16 protein-coding genes are annotated in these 21,076 nt (G+C 74.8%); 6 read left to right on the forward strand and 10 right to left on the reverse strand.

What is annotated here, in order from left to right; genetic code table 11:
- Positions 1–80: 80 nt before the first annotated feature.
- A complete protein-coding gene (locus ACPCUX_RS04000) occupies positions 81–1,046 on the forward strand; it encodes a carbohydrate ABC transporter permease (RefSeq protein WP_170982177.1) in 966 nt (321 codons plus the stop codon).
- On the forward strand, positions 1,043–2,116 hold the full coding sequence (locus ACPCUX_RS04005; RefSeq protein ID WP_423388199.1) for a carbohydrate ABC transporter permease: 1,074 nt from the start codon (positions 1,043–1,045) through the stop codon (positions 2,114–2,116). The genes ACPCUX_RS04000 and ACPCUX_RS04005 overlap by 4 nt, the downstream gene beginning before the upstream one ends.
- Positions 2,117–2,286: 170 nt before the next feature.
- On the opposite strand, the gene ACPCUX_RS04010 is transcribed toward ACPCUX_RS04005, so the two are convergent.
- Entirely contained in the window at positions 2,287–3,582 is a 1,296-nt protein-coding gene (locus ACPCUX_RS04010) for an alkaline phosphatase (protein ID WP_171468243.1), read from the reverse strand.
- A gap of 163 nt (positions 3,583–3,745) precedes the next feature.
- Complete coding sequence (locus tag ACPCUX_RS04015; RefSeq protein WP_409141611.1) at positions 3,746–4,786, reverse strand: DUF2804 domain-containing protein; 1,041 nt, start codon at positions 4,784–4,786, stop codon at positions 3,746–3,748.
- 201 nt (positions 4,787–4,987) lie between these two features.
- On the opposite strand from ACPCUX_RS04015, the gene ACPCUX_RS04020 reads away from it, so the two are divergent.
- The 3 genes from ACPCUX_RS04020 to ACPCUX_RS04030 all read left to right on the forward strand — a co-directional run bounded on the left by ACPCUX_RS04020 (position 4,988) and on the right by ACPCUX_RS04030 (position 8,041).
- A complete protein-coding gene (locus ACPCUX_RS04020; RefSeq protein ID WP_423388200.1) occupies positions 4,988–6,226 on the forward strand; it encodes a ferrochelatase in 1,239 nt (412 codons plus the stop codon).
- 41 nt (positions 6,227–6,267) lie between these two features.
- Entirely contained in the window at positions 6,268–7,002 is a 735-nt protein-coding gene (gene hemQ, locus ACPCUX_RS04025) for a hydrogen peroxide-dependent heme synthase (RefSeq protein WP_061267467.1), read from the forward strand.
- A 205-nt stretch (positions 7,003–7,207) separates the two neighbouring features.
- Positions 7,208–8,041, forward strand: coding sequence for a tryptophan-rich sensory protein (locus ACPCUX_RS04030; RefSeq protein WP_043653356.1), 834 nt, complete (start codon positions 7,208–7,210; stop codon positions 8,039–8,041).
- An 84-nt stretch (positions 8,042–8,125) separates the two neighbouring features.
- Here ACPCUX_RS04030 and ACPCUX_RS04035 read toward each other — a convergent pair whose 3' ends face one another.
- The 3 genes from ACPCUX_RS04035 to ACPCUX_RS04045 form a co-directional block, all read right to left on the reverse strand.
- Entirely contained in the window at positions 8,126–9,472 is a 1,347-nt protein-coding gene (locus ACPCUX_RS04035; RefSeq protein ID WP_249355976.1) for a Glu/Leu/Phe/Val family dehydrogenase, read from the reverse strand.
- Positions 9,473–9,558: 86 nt separating this feature from the next.
- Positions 9,559–10,359: an aldo/keto reductase gene (locus tag ACPCUX_RS04040; RefSeq protein ID WP_423388201.1), complete on the reverse strand. Its 801-nt coding sequence runs from the start codon at positions 10,357–10,359 to the stop codon at positions 9,559–9,561.
- Between the two features lie 91 nt (positions 10,360–10,450).
- On the reverse strand, positions 10,451–11,209 hold the full coding sequence (locus ACPCUX_RS04045; protein ID WP_043653362.1) for a helix-turn-helix transcriptional regulator: 759 nt from the start codon (positions 11,207–11,209) through the stop codon (positions 10,451–10,453).
- Between the two features lie 53 nt (positions 11,210–11,262).
- On the opposite strand from ACPCUX_RS04045, the gene ACPCUX_RS04050 reads away from it, so the two are divergent.
- Positions 11,263–14,799: a bifunctional proline dehydrogenase/L-glutamate gamma-semialdehyde dehydrogenase gene (locus ACPCUX_RS04050; protein WP_423388202.1), complete on the forward strand. Its 3,537-nt coding sequence runs from the start codon at positions 11,263–11,265 to the stop codon at positions 14,797–14,799.
- A 73-nt stretch (positions 14,800–14,872) separates the two neighbouring features.
- Here ACPCUX_RS04050 and ACPCUX_RS04055 read toward each other — a convergent pair whose 3' ends face one another.
- The 5 genes from ACPCUX_RS04055 to ACPCUX_RS04075 form a co-directional block, all read right to left on the reverse strand.
- Positions 14,873–16,066 (reverse strand): DNA glycosylase AlkZ-like family protein, encoded by a 1,194-nt coding sequence (locus ACPCUX_RS04055; protein WP_423388203.1) that lies wholly within the window; start codon positions 16,064–16,066, stop codon positions 14,873–14,875.
- Between the two features lie 106 nt (positions 16,067–16,172).
- Positions 16,173–17,189 (reverse strand): LacI family DNA-binding transcriptional regulator, encoded by a 1,017-nt coding sequence (locus ACPCUX_RS04060; RefSeq protein WP_423388204.1) that lies wholly within the window; start codon positions 17,187–17,189, stop codon positions 16,173–16,175.
- A gap of 67 nt (positions 17,190–17,256) precedes the next feature.
- A complete protein-coding gene (locus ACPCUX_RS04065; protein ID WP_423388205.1) occupies positions 17,257–18,807 on the reverse strand; it encodes a glycoside hydrolase family 1 protein in 1,551 nt (516 codons plus the stop codon).
- A gap of 135 nt (positions 18,808–18,942) precedes the next feature.
- Complete coding sequence (locus ACPCUX_RS04070) at positions 18,943–19,863, reverse strand: carbohydrate ABC transporter permease (protein WP_034651858.1); 921 nt, start codon at positions 19,861–19,863, stop codon at positions 18,943–18,945.
- Positions 19,860–20,984: a carbohydrate ABC transporter permease gene (locus tag ACPCUX_RS04075; RefSeq protein ID WP_086150843.1), complete on the reverse strand. Its 1,125-nt coding sequence runs from the start codon at positions 20,982–20,984 to the stop codon at positions 19,860–19,862. Before ACPCUX_RS04075 ends, ACPCUX_RS04070 begins: the two co-directional genes overlap by 4 nt.
- Between the last annotated feature and the right edge of the window lie 92 nt (positions 20,985–21,076).

The following is a 21,076-nucleotide window of genomic DNA, read 5'->3' on the forward strand; positions in this document are numbered from 1 at the left end:
CCCGTACCCCGCCGGTGCCCGACGGCGCGACGCACCTCGCGTCGTCGGGCACCTCCCACCGCACCGAAGGACGTCCGCCCGTGACCGCCACCACCGCCCCGCCGCGACGGGGACCCGCCTCGCACGCGCGGGCCGACCGCGGCGGCCGACGCCGCAGCCCCGTGACGTGGTTCCGCGGCGGCGGCCTGAGCAACCTCGTGTTCCTGCTCCCGCTGATCGTGATCTTCGGCGTCTTCTCGTGGTTCCCGATCGTGCGCGCGGTGATCATGAGCTTCCAGGAGACGAACCTCGTGAGCGACCCGACGTTCGTCGGGCTGGACAACTTCCGCCAGGTGCTCAGCGATCCGCTCCTGGGCAAGGCCGTGAAGAACACGCTCTACTTCGCGTTCCTCGCACTGCTCTTCGGCTACCCGATCCCGCTCGTCGCCGCGGTGCTCATGCGCGAGGTCCGCCGGGCGCGCGGGCTGTACTCCGCGCTCGCGTACCTGCCGGTCGTCGTGCCGCCAGTCGTCGCGGTGCTGCTGTGGAAGTTCTTCTACAACGGCAGCCCGACGGGCGTGTTCAACACGATCCTCGGCTGGGTCGGGCTCGGCCCGTACCCGTGGCTCCAGGACGCCTCGACCGCGATGCCCTCGCTCGTGCTCGCGGCCACGTGGGCCGGCGCGGGCGGGACGATCATCATCTACCTCGCGGCGCTCACGAGCGTGCCGCCCGAGCTCTACGACGCGTCCGAGGTCGACGGCGCCGGGCTGTGGCGCAAGATCTGGCACGTCACGCTGCCCGCGCTGCGCGGCGTCCTGTTCATCACCCTGATCCTCCAGGTGATCGGCACGGCGCAGGTCTTCCTCGAGCCCTACCTCTTCACCGGGGGCGGGCCGAACAACGCGACCCTGACGATCCTGCTGCTCATCTACCGCTACGCCTTCCAGAACAGCCTGGGCGGCGACTACGGGGCCGCGACCGCGCTGTCGATCATGCTCGCCGCCGTGCTCGCCGTCTTCTCGGTCCTCTACTTCCGGCTCACCCGGTCCTGGAGCACGTCATGACCCTCTCGCCCACCGACAACCCGAGCGAGATCGGCGTCGTCTCGCAGGACTCCGAGGCGGCGGCCGACGGCACGCCGACGGGCCCGACGGACGGGACGGACGCCGCCCGCCGCGCCGCCGAGGCGAGCCGCACCCGCCGCGAGGCGGACCGCCGTCGGCTGCGCGCGCGGCGCCGGAAGGTGCTCGACGGCGTCGAGGACCGCGGCGCGCTCTCCGAGGCGGACTGGCGCCGCCCCTCCGTGCGGTGGGGGATGGGCACGACCCACGTCCTGCTGCTCGTGGTCCTCGTCGTCGCGGGCCTCGGCCCGATGCTGCTGCTCGCGAAGTACGCCGTCACGCCGACGCAGGACATCCTGCGCACGCCGATGGCGGTCTTCCCGAACGGCATCGCGTGGGACAACCTCGACAAGGCGTGGAACGACGTCCAGGTCAGCCGGTACTTCCTCAACACGATCTGGCTCGCGGTCGGGTCGTGGGCGTCGCAGATCCTCGTCGCGACGACGGGCGGCTACGCGCTGTCCGTGCTGCGGCCGCGGTACGGGAAGGTCGTGCAGGCGCTCGTGCTGTCGACGATGTTCGTGCCCGCGATCGTCCTGCTCGTCCCGCTGTACCTGACGATCCTCGACCCGCCGCTGCTGGGGCGCTCGCTCATCAACAGCTTCTGGGCCGTGTGGCTGCCCGCGGGCGCGAGCGCGTTCAACGTGCTGCTCGTCCAGCGGTTCTTCGACAGCCTGCCGCGCGAGGTGTTCGAGGCCGCGCGCATGGACGGCGCCGGGCCCTACCGGCTGTTCTGGTCGGTCGTGCTGCCGATGTCGCGCCCGATCGTCGGCGTCGTCTCGGTGTTCGCGGTCATCGCGGCCTGGAAGGACTTCCTCTGGCCGCTGCTCGTCCTCAAGGACCCGGCGATCCAGCCGCTGTCCGTGCGCCTGCCGTCCATCGAGGCGTCGACCGACCTCGGCGTCTTCCTCGCCGCGCTCGCGATCTCGACCCTCATCCCCGTCGGCCTGTTCCTCGCCTTCCAGCGCATGTTCCTCCAGGGCGCCGGCCTCGGAGGAGCGGTCAAGGGCTGACCCCCCCTGGCGCTCTGCCCCCTCGGTCCCCGCCCCGCACCCTCTCTCCGCCCCCACCTCTCCGTCGAGCACGGGGTCGGCGACCGGATCGAGACGATTCCGGTCGCCTACCCCGTGCTCGGCGGCGCCAGGGCCGTGGTCGGCGGCGCGGGGCCGTGCGGCCCCGGGGCTCAGCCGCGGCCGCGGGGCTGCATCGCGCGCAGGACGGCGTCGTGGACGTCGGTGTTGCGCTGCGCGCCCGCGAGCCGTGCGGCGCCGGGGCCCTGCGCGGTGATCGGCGTCGCCTCGCCCGTGTGGCCGCCCGTCGTCCAGTCGACGGTGAACTGCAGGTCGGAGCCCGCGAGGTCGAACGGGCCGTCCTCGGCCGTCGCGCCCTCGCCGCCCTCGTCGTCGGGGTCGACGTTCTCGATCGCGAGCCCGCCCGTCGCGTGGTCGCCCACGACGAGCACGAGCGTGTCCCGGTTCCGCTTCTGGAAGTCGAGCGCCAGCGCGACGGTCTCGTCGAGCGCCTGCCCGGCCTGGATCGTGCGCGTCGCGTTGGAGCGGTGCGCGAACTCGTCCACGCCCTCCTCCTCGACGAGCAGGAAGAACCCGTCGCGGTCGCGCGACAGCACGTCGAGCGCCTTGGCCGTCATGTCGACGAGCGGCACCTCCGGCTCGTAGAGGTCGCCCTCGCCCTCGTTGCGCTGCTCGAACATCTCCTCGTTCGCGAACAGGCCGAGCAGCTTGCGCCCGCGCGCGTCCGCGAGCCCCTCGGCGTCGCTCACGTACGTGTAGCCGAGGTCCTGCGCGCGCTCGACCAGGTTCCCCTTCGTCCCCTTGCTCTGCTCGGTCGGGTCCTTCGCGGGGTTGTCCTCCCACGCGCCGGGGTCGCCCGCCGGGTACCACCAGTCCTCGCCGCCGCCGAGGACGACGTCGGGCCGCGAGCTCTCCAGGAGCTGGCGCGCGATCTCGCTCTGGTCGCCCCGGTCGGGCACGTGCGCGCCGAACGCCGCCGGTGTCGCGTCGGTGACCTGCGCCGTCGTGACGAGCCCGGTGGCCTTGCCCGCGCCCCGGGCCGCCTCGAGGAGCGTCGGGACCGGGTTGCCGTCGACGTCGACGCCCACCGCCCCGTTGTACGTCCGGACCCCGGACGCGAACGCCGTGGCGCCCGCCGCGGAGTCCGTGACGGCCTCCTCGGGGTCGGCCGAGTCCGTCGTGGTCCACCCGGCGTGCTCGAGCGAGTCCATCGCGAGCTGCCCGTCCTTGCCCACCGTCGCGAGCCGGATCAGCTCACGGTGCGAGAGCCCGAGCCCGTCGCCCTGGATGAAGATGACGTTGCGGGCGCGGTCGTTCCCGTGACCCTGACCGCCGCCCCGGTCGTCGCCGCGCTCGCCACCGCCGCCGAGCGGCAGGAGCATCACGAGCGCCGCGGCGGCCGCGACCCCCGTCGTCCCCGCGCTGAACCGTCCTCGTCGTGCCTGCATGAGACTCCCCGTTCCCACCGGCGCCGGCTCCGGTGCCGGCACGGCCGCCGCGGACGGGGTCGCCGTCGTCGCGGGGCACGCCCGACGGCGTCGGTGCCGTCGGGACGTTCCCCACGCTAGGCAGGGGCGGGGGACTGGCAAGCCGGGCCGGGGTGCGGGGCGGTCACCAGCGGTTGTGGACCTCCTCGGCCCAGCCGACGAGCCCGTCGAACCGCACCGGCGCGGGCGGGGTGCCGCCCGCACCCGGCGCGGCCGGCGGCGTGAACGTGCCCGACCAGTGCCCGAAGCACTGGTCGGTCGACGACGAGACGACCCCGAGGTGCGTGCGCGTGACCTTGGTGTGGAAGGGCACGAACGTCGCGTCGAGGCCGCCGCCGGTGACGCGCCACGGCCGGTCCGGGTCGGCGAGGTCGTAGTCCCACACGAGCTCGTCGGGGAGGTGGTGGAGGCGCCCGTCGACGAGGACCGCGTTCTCGGTCGATCCCGTGCCGACCGTCCAGCGGCCGCCCACCTGGATCCCGACGACCCGGCCGTGGCTCTCGCCCGATCCCGCGCCCCAGTTCCACCGGACGTCGTACGGCCAGCGCCCGCGGCCGTGGTCGAGCACGGCCCACGACGACCCGGCGGGCACGTCGACCGTCCGGCCGTCGACCCACAGCGTCCCGTGCGCCGGGCGGGCCACGTCCTTGACCGTGTACTGGAACCGCGTGTCGCTCCACGGGACCACCACTGCGAGCCGCTCGTGACCCGGCGGCAGCGTGGCGACGACGTCGAACGAGACGTCGCGCGTGCGTGCCCGCAGACGCGTGCCGCCGTCGACCTCGTCGAGGTCGATCGCGAGGTTCCTCGCCCGGGCGCGCGCCGGGCCGTCGCCCAGCGTGCCGGGGAGCTCGACGCCGCGCGCCGGCGCCACGGTCGCGGCGGCACCCCACGTCCGGCCCGACTCCCGGTCCAGGACCCACACCTCGTGCACCGCGGCGTAGTCGATCGAGGAGACGGTGAGGGCGAGGACGTGCGTCGGGGTGGTGACGCCCCAGTACTCCCAGCGCTTGTTCCGGCCGAACCGGCGCGGGCCGCCCGCCCCGCGGCGCCCGATCGCGTCGGTGTCGACGAGGGGCTGGCGGGCCCAGCCGACGGCCCGGCGGTCGAGGCGGCCGTCGGGGCGCGTGAGCGGCACGCGCTCGGTGATCTCCGGGAGCGGCACGGCTCCACCTCCACGTGGTCGGCTCGGGCGGCTCGTGCGCGGGCGTCGGTGCCCGCGGCGCGGCCCGAGGGACGAGCGGCCCGAGTCTAGGGTGCGACCGGCCTCGCGAGGGACGAGGTGACACTCTGTCCCGTCAATGTCACGTCCGAGGTGCCCGCTTCCGGACGAGCGGGCTCAGGAGCGGGTGCCATGATCGGGAGCATGCCCCCGTTCTCCCCCCAGGACGTCACTGCCGACACGGGCCGGGCCGCCGAGCCTGTCGAGCCCGTCGAGCCCGCCGCCACCCCCGCGAGCACCGTCGACCCCGGCCCTGCGCCCGACCTGCGCCCGTACGACGCGCTGCTGCTGTACTCGTTCGGCGGGCCCAACAAGCCCGAGGACGTCGTGCCGTTCCTGCGCAACGTCACCGCGGGCAAGGGCATCCCGGACTCCCGCCTCGAGGAGGTCGGCGAGCACTACTACGGCTTCGGCGGCAAGAGCCCCATCAACGAGCAGAACCTCGCGCTCAAGGCGGCGCTCGAGGCCGAGCTCGCGCGCCGCGGCGTCGAGCTGCCCGTCGTGTGGGGCAACCGCAACTGGGAGCCGTACACGACCGACGCGATCGACGAGCTCGAGGCGCTGGGCGCGAAGAACGCCGTCGCGCTCGTGACGTCCGCGTACTCGTCGTACTCGGGCTGCCGCCAGTACCGCGAGGACCTCGCGGTCGTGCTCGACGGGCGCGGCCAGCTCGGCCCCGACGGCTCCACGGGCGTGCAGTTCGACAAGGTGCGCTCCTACTTCAACCACCCGGGCTTCGCGCAGGCGAACGTCGACGCGGTGCTCGACGGCTACGCGGCGCTCGCGGACAAGGGCGGCGACGGCGCGGCCGCGCGGCTCGTGTTCGTCACGCACTCCATCCCGGACACGATGGAGGCGGCGTCGCGCATCTCGTTCGCGACGTACTCCGAGCAGCACCTCGACCTCGCGCGCGTCATCGCCGCGGAGGTCTCGGCGCGCCTGGGCCACGACGTCGCGTGGGACCTCGCGTACTGCTCGCGGTCCGGCCCGCCGAGCCAGCCGTGGCTCGAGCCCGACGTGAACGACCACCTGGAGGCCCTCGCGCAGGACGGCGTCCGCGACGTCGTGCTGTCGCCGATCGGCTTCGTCTCCGACCACATGGAGGTCGCGTACGACCTCGACACCGAGGCGATGGAGACGGCGACGGGGCTCGGGATGACTGCGGTGCGCGCGGGCACCGTGAGCACGCGCGAGCCGTTCGTGCGCGGCCTCGTGGACCTGCTCGTCGAGCGCGCGGCGCTCGCGCGCGGCGAGGACGTCGAGCAAGCCACGGTCGGCGCGCTCCCGGCGTTCCGCTCGGTGTGCGCGCCGGGCTGCTGCCTGCGCCGCGACGGCGAGCCGAGCGGCGTCCCGGCGCTGTGCAGCACGGACATCCACAGCTGAACCCCGGCGGACACCCCCGCACGGACCCGAGAGGAACCCCGATGAACGACGCCGCGCGCGTGCCCGCGGACCACGAGCAGATCAACACCACCATCCGCTACGCGATGTGGTCCGTCTTCGCGACGGCGGCGCCCCTGCCCGCCGACGCGGACGAGCGCGCGGGCCTCGTGGCCGACGCGCTGGCCGCTGTCGGTGGCGGCGACGACCCGTCCGCGACGGACGGCGACCTCGTCGTGCGCGGCTGGTACGACGTCGCGGGCCTGCGCTCGGACGCCGACCTCATGGTGTGGTGGCACGGCCCGACGGTCGAGTCGGTGCAGCGCGCCTACCAGCACCTGCGCGCGAGCGGCCTGGGCGCGCACCTCGAGCCCGTGTGGTCGAACGTGGCGCTGCACCGCCCGGCGGAGTTCAACCGGGGGCACGTGCCCGCGTTCCTCGCGGGCGAGGAGCCGCGCGACTACCTGTCGGTGTACCCGTTCGTGCGCTCGTACGACTGGTACCTCCTGCCCGACGCCGAGCGCCGCACCATGCTGCGCGACCACGGCCTCGCGGCGAAGGACTACCCGGACGTGCGGGCCAACACGGTCGCGTCGTTCGCGCTCGGCGACTACGAGTGGATCCTCGCGTTCGAGGCCGACGAGCTGCACCGCATCGTCGACCTCATGCGCGAGCTGCGCGCGACCGAGGCGCGCCGCCACGTCCGCGAGGAGGTCCCGTTCTTCACGGGCCCGCGCACGACGCTCGCCGACTGGGCGGACCGCCAGCCCCTGGCCTGACCCCCACCCACCCCACCCGCCCGCCCGGCAACCCCGGGCCTGCGGCCGAGAACGACTCTGGTGTCGGTATCTCCGCGATACCGACACCAGAGTCGTTCTCGGCGGGGAGCAGAGTCGTTCTCGTCGGCGAGCAGCGTCGTTCTCAGCGGGGGAGCGGCGACGCTCCCGAGATGCTCAGCATGCTGAGTGATGTCAGGCTGGAGGCATGACCACCGCAGCCGCCGTCCCCGCGGGAAGCGTCCGCGCCCCCGCTCCCTCCGATCGGGTCCGCCAGGTCGTCGTCCTCGTCGGGTCGCTCGTCGCGGCCGGGGCCGCCGCGTACGGCGCGGGCGCCTTCGGCGGCACGTCCGTCGAGCAGACCGCCGGGGGAGCGCTGTCCTCGACCGCGACGCCCGTCGCGCCCGACAACCCGGCGTTCCGCATCTGGTCGGTGATCTACCTCGGCCTCTTCGCGTTCGCCGTCTACCAGGTGCTGCCGCGGCACGCGACGAGCCCGCGCCTGCGCGCGACCGCGTGGTGGGTCCTGGTGTCCATGGTCCTCAACGCCGCGTGGATCGGCGTCGTGCAGGCCGGGTGGGTGCCGCTGAGCGTCGTCGTCATCGCGGCGCTGCTCGCCGTCAACGCGGTGGTCGTCGTGCGGCTCGTGCGCCGTCGGCCCGAGTCGACGGCGCAGGCCGTCGTGCTCGACGGGACGATGGGCCTGTACACCGGCTGGGTGAGCGTCGCGACGCTCGCCAACGTCGCCGCGGCCCTCACCGACGCGGGCGTCGGCGAGCTCGGCCTCGGCGCGACGGGCTGGTCGGTCGTGCTCGTCGCGGCGGCCGCCGCCCTCTCCGTCGCGTGGGCGGCGTTCGCCGCCGGGCGTCGCGCGGTCGTGCTCGGCATCGGCCTCGCGATGTCGTGGGGCCTCGCGTGGATCGCCGTCGGGCGGTTCCAGGGCGAGCTCGTGAACCCCACCGTCGCCTGGGCCGCCGTCGCAGCATCCGCGATCGCCCTCCTGTCGGCGCTCCTGGCGACAACCCGCCACCTACGCCCCTGATCACCCGCCGAGCACGGGATCCGCGACCGGATCGAGCCCAGGACGGTCGCGGACCCCGTGCTCGGCGGGGCCGAGCGTGGTCCGTCAGGGGTAGAGGCCTCGGATCTGGTGGGCCTCTGCTACGCGCTGGACGCCGATGACGAGCGCTGCGTCGCGCAGGCTCAGGTCCTCTCGGCGCGCGAGACCCGCGACCTCCTCGTAGGCGTGGAGCATGCGGTGCTCGAGCTTGTCGCCGATCTCCTCCGCGGTCCACCAGTACGCCTGGTTCGCCTGGACCCACTCGAAGTAGGAGACGACGACGCCGCCCGCGTTCGCGAGCACGTCCGGCACCACGGTCACGCCGTTCTTCGCGAGCACGCGGTCGCCCTCGGCGGTCGTCGGGCCGTTGGCGCCCTCGACGACCCAGCGCGCGCGCACGGTGCGAGCGGTGTCGCCGTCGAGCACGCCCTCTACCGCGGCCGGGACGAGCACGTCGACGTCGAGCGCGAGCAGCGCGTCGTTGTCCACCGGGTCGGCCCGGTCGAAGCCCACGACGCTCCCCGTCGCGGCGACGTGCTCGACCAGGGCGCGCACGTCGAGACCGTCCGGGGCGTGCACCCCGCCGTACTGGTCGGAGACCGCCACGACGCGGGCCCCGCGGGCCGCGAAGATCGCGGCCGCGTGCGACCCGACCTTGCCGAAGCCCTGGATGGCGACGCGCACGTCGGACAGCGGCACGCCCGCCTCCTCGAGCGCCGCGGCGGTGACGTGCACGACCCCGGCGCTCGTCGCCGTCGTGCGGCCGAGCGACCCGCCCACGGTGATGGGCTTGCCCGTCACGACCGCCGGGATCGTGTAGCCCTGGTTGACGGAGTAGGTGTCCATGACCCAGGCCATGGTCCGCTCGCTCGTGCCCATGTCGGGCGCCATGATGTCCCGCTCGGGCCCGATGACCGGCATGATCTCCGACGTGTAGCGGCGCGTCACGCGCTCGAGCTCCGCGTCGGAGTAGGAGCGCGGGTCGATCGCGACGCCGCCCTTCGCGCCGCCGTACGGCAGGTCCACGAGGGCGCACTTCCACGTCATCCACATGGCGAGCGCGCGGACCTCGTCGATGTCGACGCTCGGCGCGTACCGCAGGCCGCCCTTGCCCGGACCGCGCGACACGTTGTGCTGCACGCGGTAACCGTGGAAGAGGACGGTGCGGCCGTCGTCGCGCCGCAGCGGCACGGCCACGTTCACCTCGCGGCGCGGGGTCGCGAGCATCTCGTGCAGGCCGTCGTCGTAGCCGAGGAAGCGGACCGCGCCGGCGAGCTGCGCGTGCGCGGTGTCGAGCGCGGACGCCGGGGCGCCGGCGTCGGGGGAGCGGCGCGTGCCGCGGGGGAGATCGGTGCTGTCGGTGGGGGTGGGGCCGTCGCTCGTGGTGGCGGGCGGCACGGACGTCGTCGTCACGGTTCCTCCGGTTCGAGGTTCTCCTCGGTGCCGCGGGGGTGTGCGGCACCGAGGGTCACGCTACCCCCGGCGCGGTCGCTCGCCCCTCACGCGCCCCGGCGGTGCCCGAGGGAGTCGACCGCCGCGAGCTCGTCGGCGGTGAGGGAGAACCCGGTGACCCGGAAGTTCGCCTCGATGCGCTCCGGCGTCACGGACTTCGGGATGACGACGAACCCGTGGTCGAGGTGCCAGCGCAGCACGACCTGCGCAGGGGTGACGCCGTGCGCGGCCGCGACCTCGGCGAGCACCGGCGCGTCGAGGTCGGTGCGCTTGAACGGGCTGTACCCCTCGAGCACGACGCCGCGCTGCGCGAGCTCGTGCACGACCCGGTGGTCGTAGTCGGCCGGGCTCCACGGGATCTGGTCGACGGCGGGCGTCTCGCCGACCTGCTCGGACAGCACGTCGACCTGCTCGACGGAGTAGTTGCTCACCCCGATCGAACGCACCTTGCCCTCGTCGCGCAGCTCGACGAACCGCTCCCACACCCACGGCGACACCTCGCCCGCCGGCGGCCAGTGGACGAGCCACAGGTCCACGTGGTCCGTGCCGAGGTCGTGCAGCGACGCCTCGAGCGTCTCGCGCTCGCGGCCCGCGGCGTCCGGCGGGAGCTTGGTCGTGACGAACACGTCGGCGCGGTCCACGGACGAGTCGGCGAGCGCGCGCCCGACCTGCGCCTCGTTGCCGTAGCCCGTCGCGGTGTCGACGTGCCGGTAGCCCACGTCGAGCGCGTGGCGCACGGCGCGGTAGGCGTCGTCGCCCTCGGACTGCCAGGTGCCGAGGCCGAGCAGGGGCATCGGGCCGCCGGGCAGCTCGACCGTGGGGACGGGGGCGGTGTCTGCGGAGGTCATGCCGTCAGTCTCCGTGCCCGACGCCGTCTCTCGCCACCGCGGGCGCGCGCGGCACCGCGGGCCCGCCCGTCGTCGCGCGGGCGGGAACGGGTCAGCGCCGCGTGCGGCGCCGGTACTGGGCCGGGGTCTCGCCCGCGAGGCGCGCGAACGTGCGCGTGAACGACGGCTGGTCGTAGAACCCGCTCGCCGCCGCGACGTCGCCGATCGACACGGCGCTCCCCGCGAGCAGGCGCGTCGCGTGGTCGACCCGGGTGCGCAGCACGAGCTGGCGCGGCGTCACGCCGTACACGCGCCGCACGCGCCGGTCGAGCACCGCGGGCGTGCACCCCGCCGCCTCGGCGAGCCGCGCCGTCGTCCAGCGCGCCCCGAGGTCCGCCTCGACCGCGGCGACGAGCGCGGCGAGGGAGTCCATCGTCGCGTCGTCCGCCGCGCCCGCGCGCAGGTCGTGCGAGACCGAGACGATCCCCACGAGGTGACCGGCGTCGTCGTGCACGGGGAGCTTGGAGGTGAGGAACCAGCCCGACGTGCCGCCGAGCCGCCGGATGCGCTCGAGCTCGCCGCGCAGCGCGCGCCCGCGCAGCACCTCGGCGTCCTGCTGCTCGTAGCGCTCGGCGAGCTGCGCGACGAACAGGTCGCGCGCGCGTCGGCCCAGCACCGCGCGGCGCGAGCGCTCGTTCGTGCGCGCGACGAACACCGGGTTGACCGCGACGTACCGGCCCGTGACGTCCTTCGCGCAGAACATCGTGTCCGGCAGCTCGTCCATGAGCGCGACCATGGCGGGGCTGAGGGCGGCGAGGAGCTGGTCCGCCGCGGGCGGCGAGGTCTCGGCGTTGTCGCGGACGGGTGCCATGTCGCCCTGGATCGTACAAGACGAGCCACCGCGACCCGAGGCACCCTGGAGGGATGAGCAACGACGCGCCCGCCCGGCCGCTCCCCACCCCCGGAGCCGTCGGCGACACGAGCCTCACCTCCCCGGACGACCTCGTCGAGGAGGCCGTCGCGCTGGCCCGGCGCTGGCTCGCCGCCAGCGAGGGAGCGGGCGACGCGCGCGCCCGCAAGACCGCCGAGCGGCTCGGTGCGCTCGTCTCCGACCCCGCGGGCCTCGAGCTCGCGGTCCGGTTCGTCGACGACGTCGCGCGCCCCCAGGACGTGCACGTCGCCGCGCGCGCGCTCGGCCGCCTCGGCGAGCTCGCGGGCAGCGCGGGGTCGTTCCTCGGGCCGGTCGACCGGTCGCTCCTGCGCGTCGGGGCGGGCGTCGCACCGGTGCTGCCGCGCGTCGTCGTGCCGGCCGCGCGCGTGCGCCTGCGCCAGCTCGTGGGCCACCTCGTCGCCGACGCCGGCCGCGGCCTCGGCCCGCACCTGGCCCGCACCCGCGCGGAGGGCTACGCGCTCAACGTCAACCTCCTCGGCGAGGCCGTGCTCGGCGAGGCCGAGGCGGACGCTCGCCTCGAGCGCACGCTCGCACTCGTGCGGCGCCCCGACGTCGACTACGTGTCGGTCAAGGTGTCGTCCGTCGCGTCGCAGCTCGTCACGTGGGACCTCGACGGGTCGTGCGCCCGCGTCGTCGAGCGGCTGCTGCCGCTGTACCGGGCGGCGCGCGACCACGGCGTCTTCCTCAACCTCGACATGGAGGAGTACAAGGACCTCGCGCTCACGACCGCGGTCTTCCGCGAGATCCTCGCGCACGACGACCTGCACGACCTCGAGGCCGGGATCGTGCTCCAGGCGTACCTGCCCGACGCGCTCGGCGCGCTCGACGGGCTCACCCGCTTCGCGACCGAGCGCGTCGCCGCCGGGGGAGCGCCGATCAAGGTGCGTCTCGTCAAGGGTGCGAACCTCGCGATGGAGGCCGTCGAGGCCGAGCTGCACGGCTGGCCGCAGGCGCCCTACCCCACGAAGCCCGACGTCGACGCGAACTACGTCCGCCTCCTCGACCACGCCCTGCGCGCGCCGCGGACCGACGCCGTGCGCATCGGCGTCGCGAGCCACAACCTCTTCCACGTCGCGCTCGCCGTGCTCCTCGGCCGGGCCCGCGGCGTGAGCCACGCGCTCGACGTCGAGATGCTCCAGGGCATGGCCCCCGGCGAGGCGCGCGCCGTGCGCGACGAGGTCGCGGCCGACCGCGTCGAGAGCGGCCCGCACGCCGGCCGCGGCGGCCGCGTCGTGCTGTACACGCCCGTCGTGCGCGACGAGGACTTCGACGTCGCCATCTCCTACCTCGTGCGCCGCCTCGAGGAGAACGCCGCCGAGCAGAACTTCCTGCACGCCATGTTCGCGCCCGACGGGTCGCCCGCGGGCAGCCCCATGGAGCGCCAGGAGGCCGCGTTCCGCGCGTCGGTGCGCCACGGGGTGCACTACGCCGAGACCGACGTCGCGCCGCGCCGCACGCCCCGGCCCGCCGTCGGCGGCGGGACCGACGCCGGGTTCGCGAACGCCCCCGACACCGACCCGGCCGTCGCCGCCTCGCGCGACTGGGCCCGCCACGTCACCGGGACCGGCTCCGGGTACGTCCCCGTCCGCACGCCCGAGCTCACCACGACCGCCCAGGTGGACGACGCCGTCGCGACCGCCGTGCGCGCGACCGCCGCGTGGTCGCAGGTCGCCCCGGCGGCCCGCGCCGCCGCCCTGCGGGCCGTCGCCCGGCGCCTGGAGGAGGCGCGCACCGACCTCGTCGCCGCGATGGTGCACGAACCCGGCAAGACCGTCGCCGAGGCCGACCCCGAGGTGAGCGAGGCCGTCGACTTCGCGCGCTACTACGCGCGCTCCGCCGAGGAGCTGGACCACGTGCCCGGCGCCCGGTTCGCGCCCGACGGCGTCACGCTCGTCACGCCGCCGTGGAACTTCCCCGTCGCGATCCCCGTGGGCGGGGTCCTCGCGGCGCTCGCGGCCGGGTCGGCCGTGCTCGCCAAGCCCGCGCCGCCGACGCCGCGCTGCCTCGAGGTCGCCGTCGAGGCGGTCCACGCGGGCCTGCGCGACGCGGTGGCGGCGGCACCCGGTGACTTCCCGGGGCTGGACGCGGGCTCGGTGACCGACGTCGTGCAGTACGTCCGCGTGCCCGACGACGAGCTCGGCACCCGCCTCGTCACGCACGACGACGTCGCGCGCGTCGTGCTCACGGGCTCGATCGAGACCGCGCAGCTCTTCGCGCGGTGGAAGCCGTCGCGCCCGGTGCTCGCCGAGACGTCGGGCAAGAACGCGCTCGTCGTCACGCCGTCGGCGGACCTCGACCTCGCGGTCGCGGACCTCGTGCGGTCGGCGTTCGGGCACGCGGGGCAGAAGTGCTCGGCCGCGTCGCTCGCGATCCTCGTCGGCTCGGCGGGCGACCCGCGGACGGAGACGGGACGCCGGGTGCGGCGCCAGCTCGTGGACGCGGTGCGCTCGCTCGCCGTCGGTCCGGCGACCGACGTCGCGACGACCATGGGCCCGCTCACCGAGCCCGCGTCGGGCAAGCTGCTGCACGCCCTGACGACGCTGGAGCCGGGGGAGTCCTGGCTCGTCCGGCCGCGGCTGCTGGACGGCGGCCCCGACCTGGAAGGCCGCCTCTGGACGCCGGGACTCAAGGAGGGCGTCGCGCCCGGGTCGCCGTTCCACCTCACGGAGTACTTCGGGCCGGTCCTCGGGATCATGACGGCCGCGACCCTCGACGAGGCGATCGCGCTGCAGAACGCGGTCCCGTTCGGCCTCACCGGAGGCATCCACAGCCTCGACGACGCCGAGGTCGAGCGCTGGCTCGACGCCGTCCAGGTGGGCAACGCCTACGTCAACCGGCACATCACCGGCGCGATCGTGCAGCGGCAGTCGTTCGGCGGCTGGAAGCAGTCGGCCGTCGGGCCGGGCGCCAAGGCGGGCGGGCCGAACTACGTCGCGCAGCTCGGGCGCTGGAGCGACGCGCCCGACACCTCGACGAGCGCGTCGGCGTCGGGCACCGACAGCACGCACGACGCGGTACCGCCCGCGCGCGAGGCCGCGCCCGAGGCGTGGCTCGCGTGGGCGAAGGCCGACGACGCGCGCTGGTGGGAGCGGGAGTTCTCCGTGGGCCACGACCCCTCGGGCCTGCACGTCGAGGCGAACGTCTTCCGCTACCGCCCGGTCGACGTGCTCACCGTGCGCGTCGGCGCGGACGCGCTCCCCGTCGAGGTCGAGCGCGTGCTCCACGCCGCGCGCACCGCGGGGGTGCCGGCCGTCGTCGTGCCGAGCACGGGCGACGCCGCGGTGAGCGACGAGGAGTTCGCGCGCCGCGTCGCGTCGGGCGCCGTCCGGGGCCGGGTCCGCGTCGTCGGCTCCGCGCCGGGGCTGCACGAGGCCGCGGCCGAGCGCGTCGGCGAGGTCACGGTGCTCGACCACCCCGTCGTCGCGAGCGGGCGCCGCGAGCTGCTCACCGTGCTCCACGAGCAGGCCGTCAGCCGCACGACGCACCGGTACGGCCACGTGAAGCGCTGACCGCTCCCGGCGCGCGGGAGAGGCTCGGCCACCGCCGGGCCCCTCCCGCGACGACCGCGCGGCACCCCGGTCGCTACCGCGCGTCCGGCACCGGCGAGACGGTCACGGACGCCGCGTCGCGGTACGCGCGCAGGCGCTCCGCCTGCTCGGCGACGGCGTCGGCGAGCCCGGCGTCCCACGGGACCCAGGGGTCGGTGAGGACCGTGAGGCGACGGCCCGACGCGCGGGGCCGCCACGTGCCCACGACCTCGCCGCCCGCGAGCACGGCCCCGGGCCGGCCGAGGACCCGCCACAGGTCCTTGGCACGCGCCACGTCCGGGACGAGCGTCGCGCGGTCGCGCAGCTGCAGGAACAGGTCGTAGGGGCCCACGAGGCGCACGACCGGGGCGCCGGGCGCGGGTCGCGCGTCGCGCTCGCGCGCGGCGGCGCCCGTGACGCGACCGAGATCCTCGGCGAGCACCCAGCGCTCGGTCGGCCGCGGGCCGGGCTCGACGTCGGCGACCTCGACGCGGACCGCGTCGTCGGGCCACCGGTCCCGGACGTCCTTCACCGGGGCGTCGAGGAACGCGGCGACGTCCTGGACGCTGGCGGCGGGGAAGAAGCGCAGGTAGCCGCGGACGACGTCCAGGCGCGGCAGGGCGTCGCCGCCGAGGCGCCCGTAGAGCGGCGGCTCGAGGCCGGGGACGCGCCGCAGCACGGGCGGGGACGAGCCCGGTTCGAGCTCGAGCCCGGCCTGCAGGGCCGCGAGGCGGAACGTCTGCTCGTAGCTGTGGGTGGCGCCGCACGGCCCGCACCAGCGCAGGTGCGGCTCCGGGAGCCGCGCGGTGAGCCGCGTCGAGAGGTCGCCCTTGACGGTCGGGGTCTCGACGAGCTCGCGCTCGAGCCGCGCCTCGGTGCGCAGGGCGCCGAGCACGGCGACACCCGCCGCGCGGAGCGGTCGGCTCGCGTCGTAGACCCGCTTGGCGGCGTCGGCCTCGGAGAACGGCGCCGTCGCGGTCGCGACGTCGGCGAGGTCCGCGCGGCGGTAGACGTGCGGGGCGCCGCGCAGCGTCCACGCGAGCGCGAGGTCGGGCGGCAGGGTGCCCGGCGCGACGTCCGGGGCGCCCCGGACGGCGAGCGCCCACGCGGCGCCGTCGGACCCCGTGTCCTGGACGCCCAGGTCGAGGACGGCGACGTCCGTCAGCGCGGCCGCCGCGCCCGGCGCCCGGTCGAGCTCGTGGGCGTGCCAGCGCGCGGCGAGGACGTCGGCCCGCGAGAGCGTGGCCACCACCGGTTCCGTGGACGGGTGCACGACGCCAGATTACGAGCGACCGCCCACAGCGTCTCGGCTCCCCACGCCTCGGGTGCCGCGCGGCGCCGCGGACGGCGCGGGGTCAGACGGAGTCGCGCTCGACGAGCTCCGGCGCGAGGACCTGCGACGCGATCTCGTCGCCGCGGCCCCCCACGAGGTCGAGCAGAAGGTCGGTCGCGCCGCGCACCATCTCGACCATGGGGTTCTGGACCGTGGTGAGCGGGGGCGACGTCGTGGCGGCGGTGGCGAGGTTGTCGAAGCCGACGACGGACACGTCGCGCGGCACGTCGCGGCCGTGGGCCGCGAGCACGCGCAGCGCGCCCTCGGCCATGAGGTCGGACGCGACGAACAGGCCGTCGAGGTCCGGGTGCGCGGCGAGGAGGCGCTCCATGGCCGCCGCGCCGCCCGCGACGGCGAAGTCGCCGATCTCGACCGCGTCGTCCGGCAGGCCGGCGTCGCGCAGCACCTCGCGGAACCCCGTGAGCCGGTCCACGCCCGCCGTCATGTCCTGCGGGCCGGCGATCGTCGCGATACGGCGCCGGCCCGCCTCGACGAGACGCCGCGCCGCGAGGCGGCCGCCCTCGACGTTGTCCACGTCGACGTACAGGAGGTCCGGCGTCGGGCGGAACGGCCGCCCCACGAACACGGCGGGCAGGCGCGCCGCGAGGAGCGCCTCCTCGAGGTCGTCGTCGCGGTGGTGGGACGCGACGATCGCGCCGTCGACGTGGCCGCTGCTGAGGTACCGCACGATGCGGCCCGGCTGCTCGTCGGGGCGCGCGAACAGCAGCACGAGCTGCAGGTCCGTGCCGCCGAGCGCGGCGCTCACGCCGCGCATCGTGCCCGCGAGGAACGGGTCGGTGAGGATGCGCTCGTCGGGCTCGGGGACCACGAGGGCGATCGAGTCCGTGCGGCGCGTCACGAGCGAGCGGGCGGCGCGGTTGGGCGTGTAGCCGAGCTGCGCGACGGCGGCGTCGACCGCCGCCTGCGCCTCGGGGGACACCCGCAGGCCGCCGTTGATGGCGCGCGACGCCGTCGAGCGCGAGACACCCGCCGTCTGGGCCACCTCGTCCAGGGTCGGCGCGGAGCGCAGGCTGTTCATCGGGACAGTATGGCGCGCGCGCTCCCCGGTCCGCACCGGCCCGCTCACCGTGTCCTCACCGTGGCGCTCACTCGGCCGGGGCGGGGTCCGCGGCCGGCGTCTCGCGCGCCGGGATCGCGTTGTCGCGCGCGACCTGGGCGTACCAGGCGCCGCTCGCCTTGACGGTGCGCTCCTGCGTCTCGTAGTCGACGCGGACGATGCCGAAGCGCTTCGTGTAGCCGAGCGCCCACTCGAAGTTGTCCATGAGGGACCACGCGAAGTAGCCGCGCACGTCCGCCCCCGCGTCGATCGCGTCGCGCGTCGCGCGCAGGTGCGCGTCGAGGAACTCGAGCCGGTCCTGGTCGTCGACCGAGCCGTCCGGGCCCACCTGGTCCGGGTAGGCGGCGCCGTTCTCGGTGATGTACATCGCGACGCCGCGCGGGCCGGTGAAGTCGCGCTGCAGGCGCGTGAGGAGGCGCGTCAGCCCCTCGGGCTGGACCTCCCAGCCCATGTCCGTGCGCGGCAGGCCGCGCGAGTGGGCGTGCACGCCGTCCGCGGCGGGGTAGGGGGACGACGTCGGGCGCACCGGCGCGGCATCGGCCTCCTCGTCGCGGACGCCCTCGGGGCGCGTGCCACCGCCGCCGTCGCCCCCGGTGCCGGGCGCCGTCGTCTGCGGGCGGGCCGAGACCGCCCCGCCGTTGTAGTAGTTGACCCCGAGCGTGTCGATCGGGGTGGAGATGATCTCGAGGTCCCCGTCCTTGACGTGGTCGAGCAGACCGTAGGGCGCGACGTCCTCGAGGACGTCGGCCGGGTACTCGCCGTGGAAGACGGGGTCGAGGAAGATCCGGTTGAACTGGCCGTCGATCCGGCGCGCGGCGTCGACGTCGGCCGGGTCCTGCGGGTCGACCGGGTCGGACACCGTGAAGTTCAGCGTGAGCCCGAGGTTCGCCTCCGGCGCGCGCTCGCGCAGCGCCTGGACCGCGAGGCCGTGCCCGAGCAGCAGGTGGTGCGCGGCCGCGAGGCCGTCCTCGCGCGACTGCCGGCCGGGCGCGTGCACGCCCGCGGTGTAGCCGAGGAACGCGGAGCACCACGGCTCGTTGAGCGTCGTCCACACGCCGACGCGGTCGCCCAGCGCCTCGTGCATCGTCACCGCGTACTCGGCGAAGAGGGACGCCGTGTCGCGCGACGTCCAGCCGCCCTTCTCCTCGAGCGCCTGGGGGAGGTCCCAGTGATAGAGCGTGAGCCACGGCAGGACGTCCGCCGCGAGCAGCTCGTCCACGAGGCGGTCGTAGAACGCCAGCCCGGCGGGGTTCACCGCGCCGCCGTCGGGGCGCACGCGGGCCCACGACGTCGAGAACCGGTACGTCCCCAGGTTGAGGTCGCGCAGGAGCGCGACGTCCTCGCGGTACCGGTGGTAGTGGTCGCACGCGACCATGCCGTCGTCACCGTTCACGACGGCGCCCGGCACGCGGGCGAACGCGTCCCACACGGAGTCCGTGCGTCCGTCGGTGTGCCCCGCGCCCTCGATCTGGAACGCGGCCGTCGCGGCGCCCCAGAGGAAGCCCGGGGGCATCTCGACGCGTCCGGTCGCGGTCGCCGGGTTCGGGGGGAGGGGCGCGGACGGGACGAAGCTGGTCATGGTCGATTGTCCTTCGAGAAGTCGCGGGATGGCACGCGGGCGGGCCGGTCGGGCCCGCCCGCGCGACGGTCGGCGCGCAGCACGGACCGCGCCCACCGGGTGGTGGGCGGGTCGTGCGGCGCGGGGCGCCGGGCGTCAGCCCTTGACGGCGCCCTGCATGATGCCCGCCACGAGCTGGCGGCCGGTGAAGATGAAGATGACGATGAGCGGCAGCGTGACGAGGAAGATCCCGGCCATGACGAGCGAGTAGTCGACGAAGAAGTTCGACTGCAGGGACCGCACCACGAGCGGCAGCGTCGGGTTGTTCTGGTTCAGCACGATGGACGGCCAGAAGAAGTTCGTCCACTGCTGCACGAACGTGAACAAGCCCAGCATGGCGGCGGCCGGGCGGGCCGCCGGCAGCGCGATGGACCAGAACGTGCGGATCATGGACGCGCCGTCGACCCGGGCCGCCTCGATGAGCTCGTACGGGAGCGCCTCGCCGAGGTACTGCGTCATCCAGAAGACGCCGAACGCCGTGACGAGCGCGGGCACGATGACGGCCTGGAGCTTGCCGATCCACCCGAGGTCCGACATGAGGATGTACATCGGGATGACGCCGAGCTGCGTCGGCACCGCCATCGTCGCGATGACGAACACGAGCAGCGGGCCGCGGCCACGGAACCGGAGCTTCGCGAACGAGAAGCCGGCGAGCGTCGAGAACAGCACGACCGAGAGGGACGTGAGCACCGCGACGACCACGGAGTTCCAGGCGGCCTTCCAGAAGTTGATCGCGTCCGAGCTCATGACGTCGGCGAACCGGTCGAACAGGCTCGCGTCCGGCAGGAGCTGGGGCAGCGCGCTGCGCGAGATCTCCTCGGGCGTCGAGGAGCCGAGGATCAGCGTGAAGTACAGCGGGAACACCGAGATGAGCAGGACGATCCCGAGGATGGTGTACGTGACCCAGCGCGGGCGGCGCTGCGTGCCGCCGACGTTCTTCCCGGCGCTCCGGCGGCGGGACGCGGCGCGGGCCGCGCCCGGGCCGGCGGTCTGGGCGATGACGGGGACGGAGCTCATCGCTTCCTCCGGTCGGTCGGGCTGGCGGCGGTCGGGACGGACGCCTCGGTCCCCGCGGCGGAACGCTGCGCGGACATGGCGTCCTCGGCGCGCAGGCGCTTGCGCGCCTCGTGGCGGCGACGCACCCAGCGTGGCGGGCGCGGCTGCGCGTTCGACGTGGCGATCCGCCGGGTGACGAGGAAGTTGACGATGCCCACGAGGATGATGAGCAGGAACAGCAGCCACGCGACGGCGGCCGCACGGCCGAAGTTCTTCTGGTTGCCCCACGCGACGTCGTAGAGGTAGAGCACGGTCGTCATCCACTGCCGGTCGGCGCCGCCGAGGCCCTGCGCGTCGAACATGCGCGGCTCGTCGAAGATCTGCAGGCCGCCGATCGTCGACGTGATGACGACGAAGATGATCGTGGCGCGGATCTGGGGGACGGTCACGGAGAAGAACTGGCGCACGCGCCCGGCGCCGTCGATGATCGCGGCCTCGTAGAGCTCGCGCGGCACGGCCTGCATCGCGGCGAGGAAGATCAGCGCGTTGTAGCCGGTCCAGCGGAAGTTCACCATCGACGCGATGGCGACGTGGCTCGCGAGGGCGTCGGCGTGCCAGCGGATCGGGTCGACGCCGACGAGGCCGAGCAGCTCGTTGATGAGCCCGTACTGGTCGGCGAACAGGCGGCCGAAGATCATCGAGACCGCGACGGGCGCGACGACGTACGGCAGCAGGACGCCCATGCGCCAGAACGTCGCGGCGCGCAGGTTCTGGTCGAGCAGGGCCGCGATCGCGATCGCGGCGATGACCTGCGGCACGGACGAGAGCACGAAGATCGAGACGGTGTTGCGCAGGGACTTCCAGAACGTCGGCTGCGCGAGGACGTCCGTGTAGTTCTGGAGACCGACGAAGTCGCCCTGGCCGCCGAGCAGGTTCCAGTCGTAGACCGACACCACGGCGGTGTACACGAGCGGGAAGAGTCCCGTGATCGCGAACAGGATGAAGAAGGGCGAGATGTAGAGGTAGGGCGAGACCTTGACGTCCCAGCGGCTGAGGCGCTGGGAGAAGCCGACGCGGCGCGGCGTGCGCGGCGGCGGCCCGCTGAGCCCCGGCGAGGGCTGGGTGGGCGTGAGGACGGCCATGTGGGATTCCTGGGCTGCTCGGTGGCGCTGGGTGGCTGCGGGTGCGGGGCGTCGTCCGCGGGCGGACGCGCGCGGGGCCGGGGGCGGCAGAT

Origin of the sequence: Cellulosimicrobium sp. AB352 (genome assembly GCF_049538415.1) — a bacterium.
Taxonomy (GTDB): Bacteria; Actinomycetota; Actinomycetes; order Actinomycetales; family Cellulomonadaceae; genus Cellulosimicrobium; species Cellulosimicrobium funkei.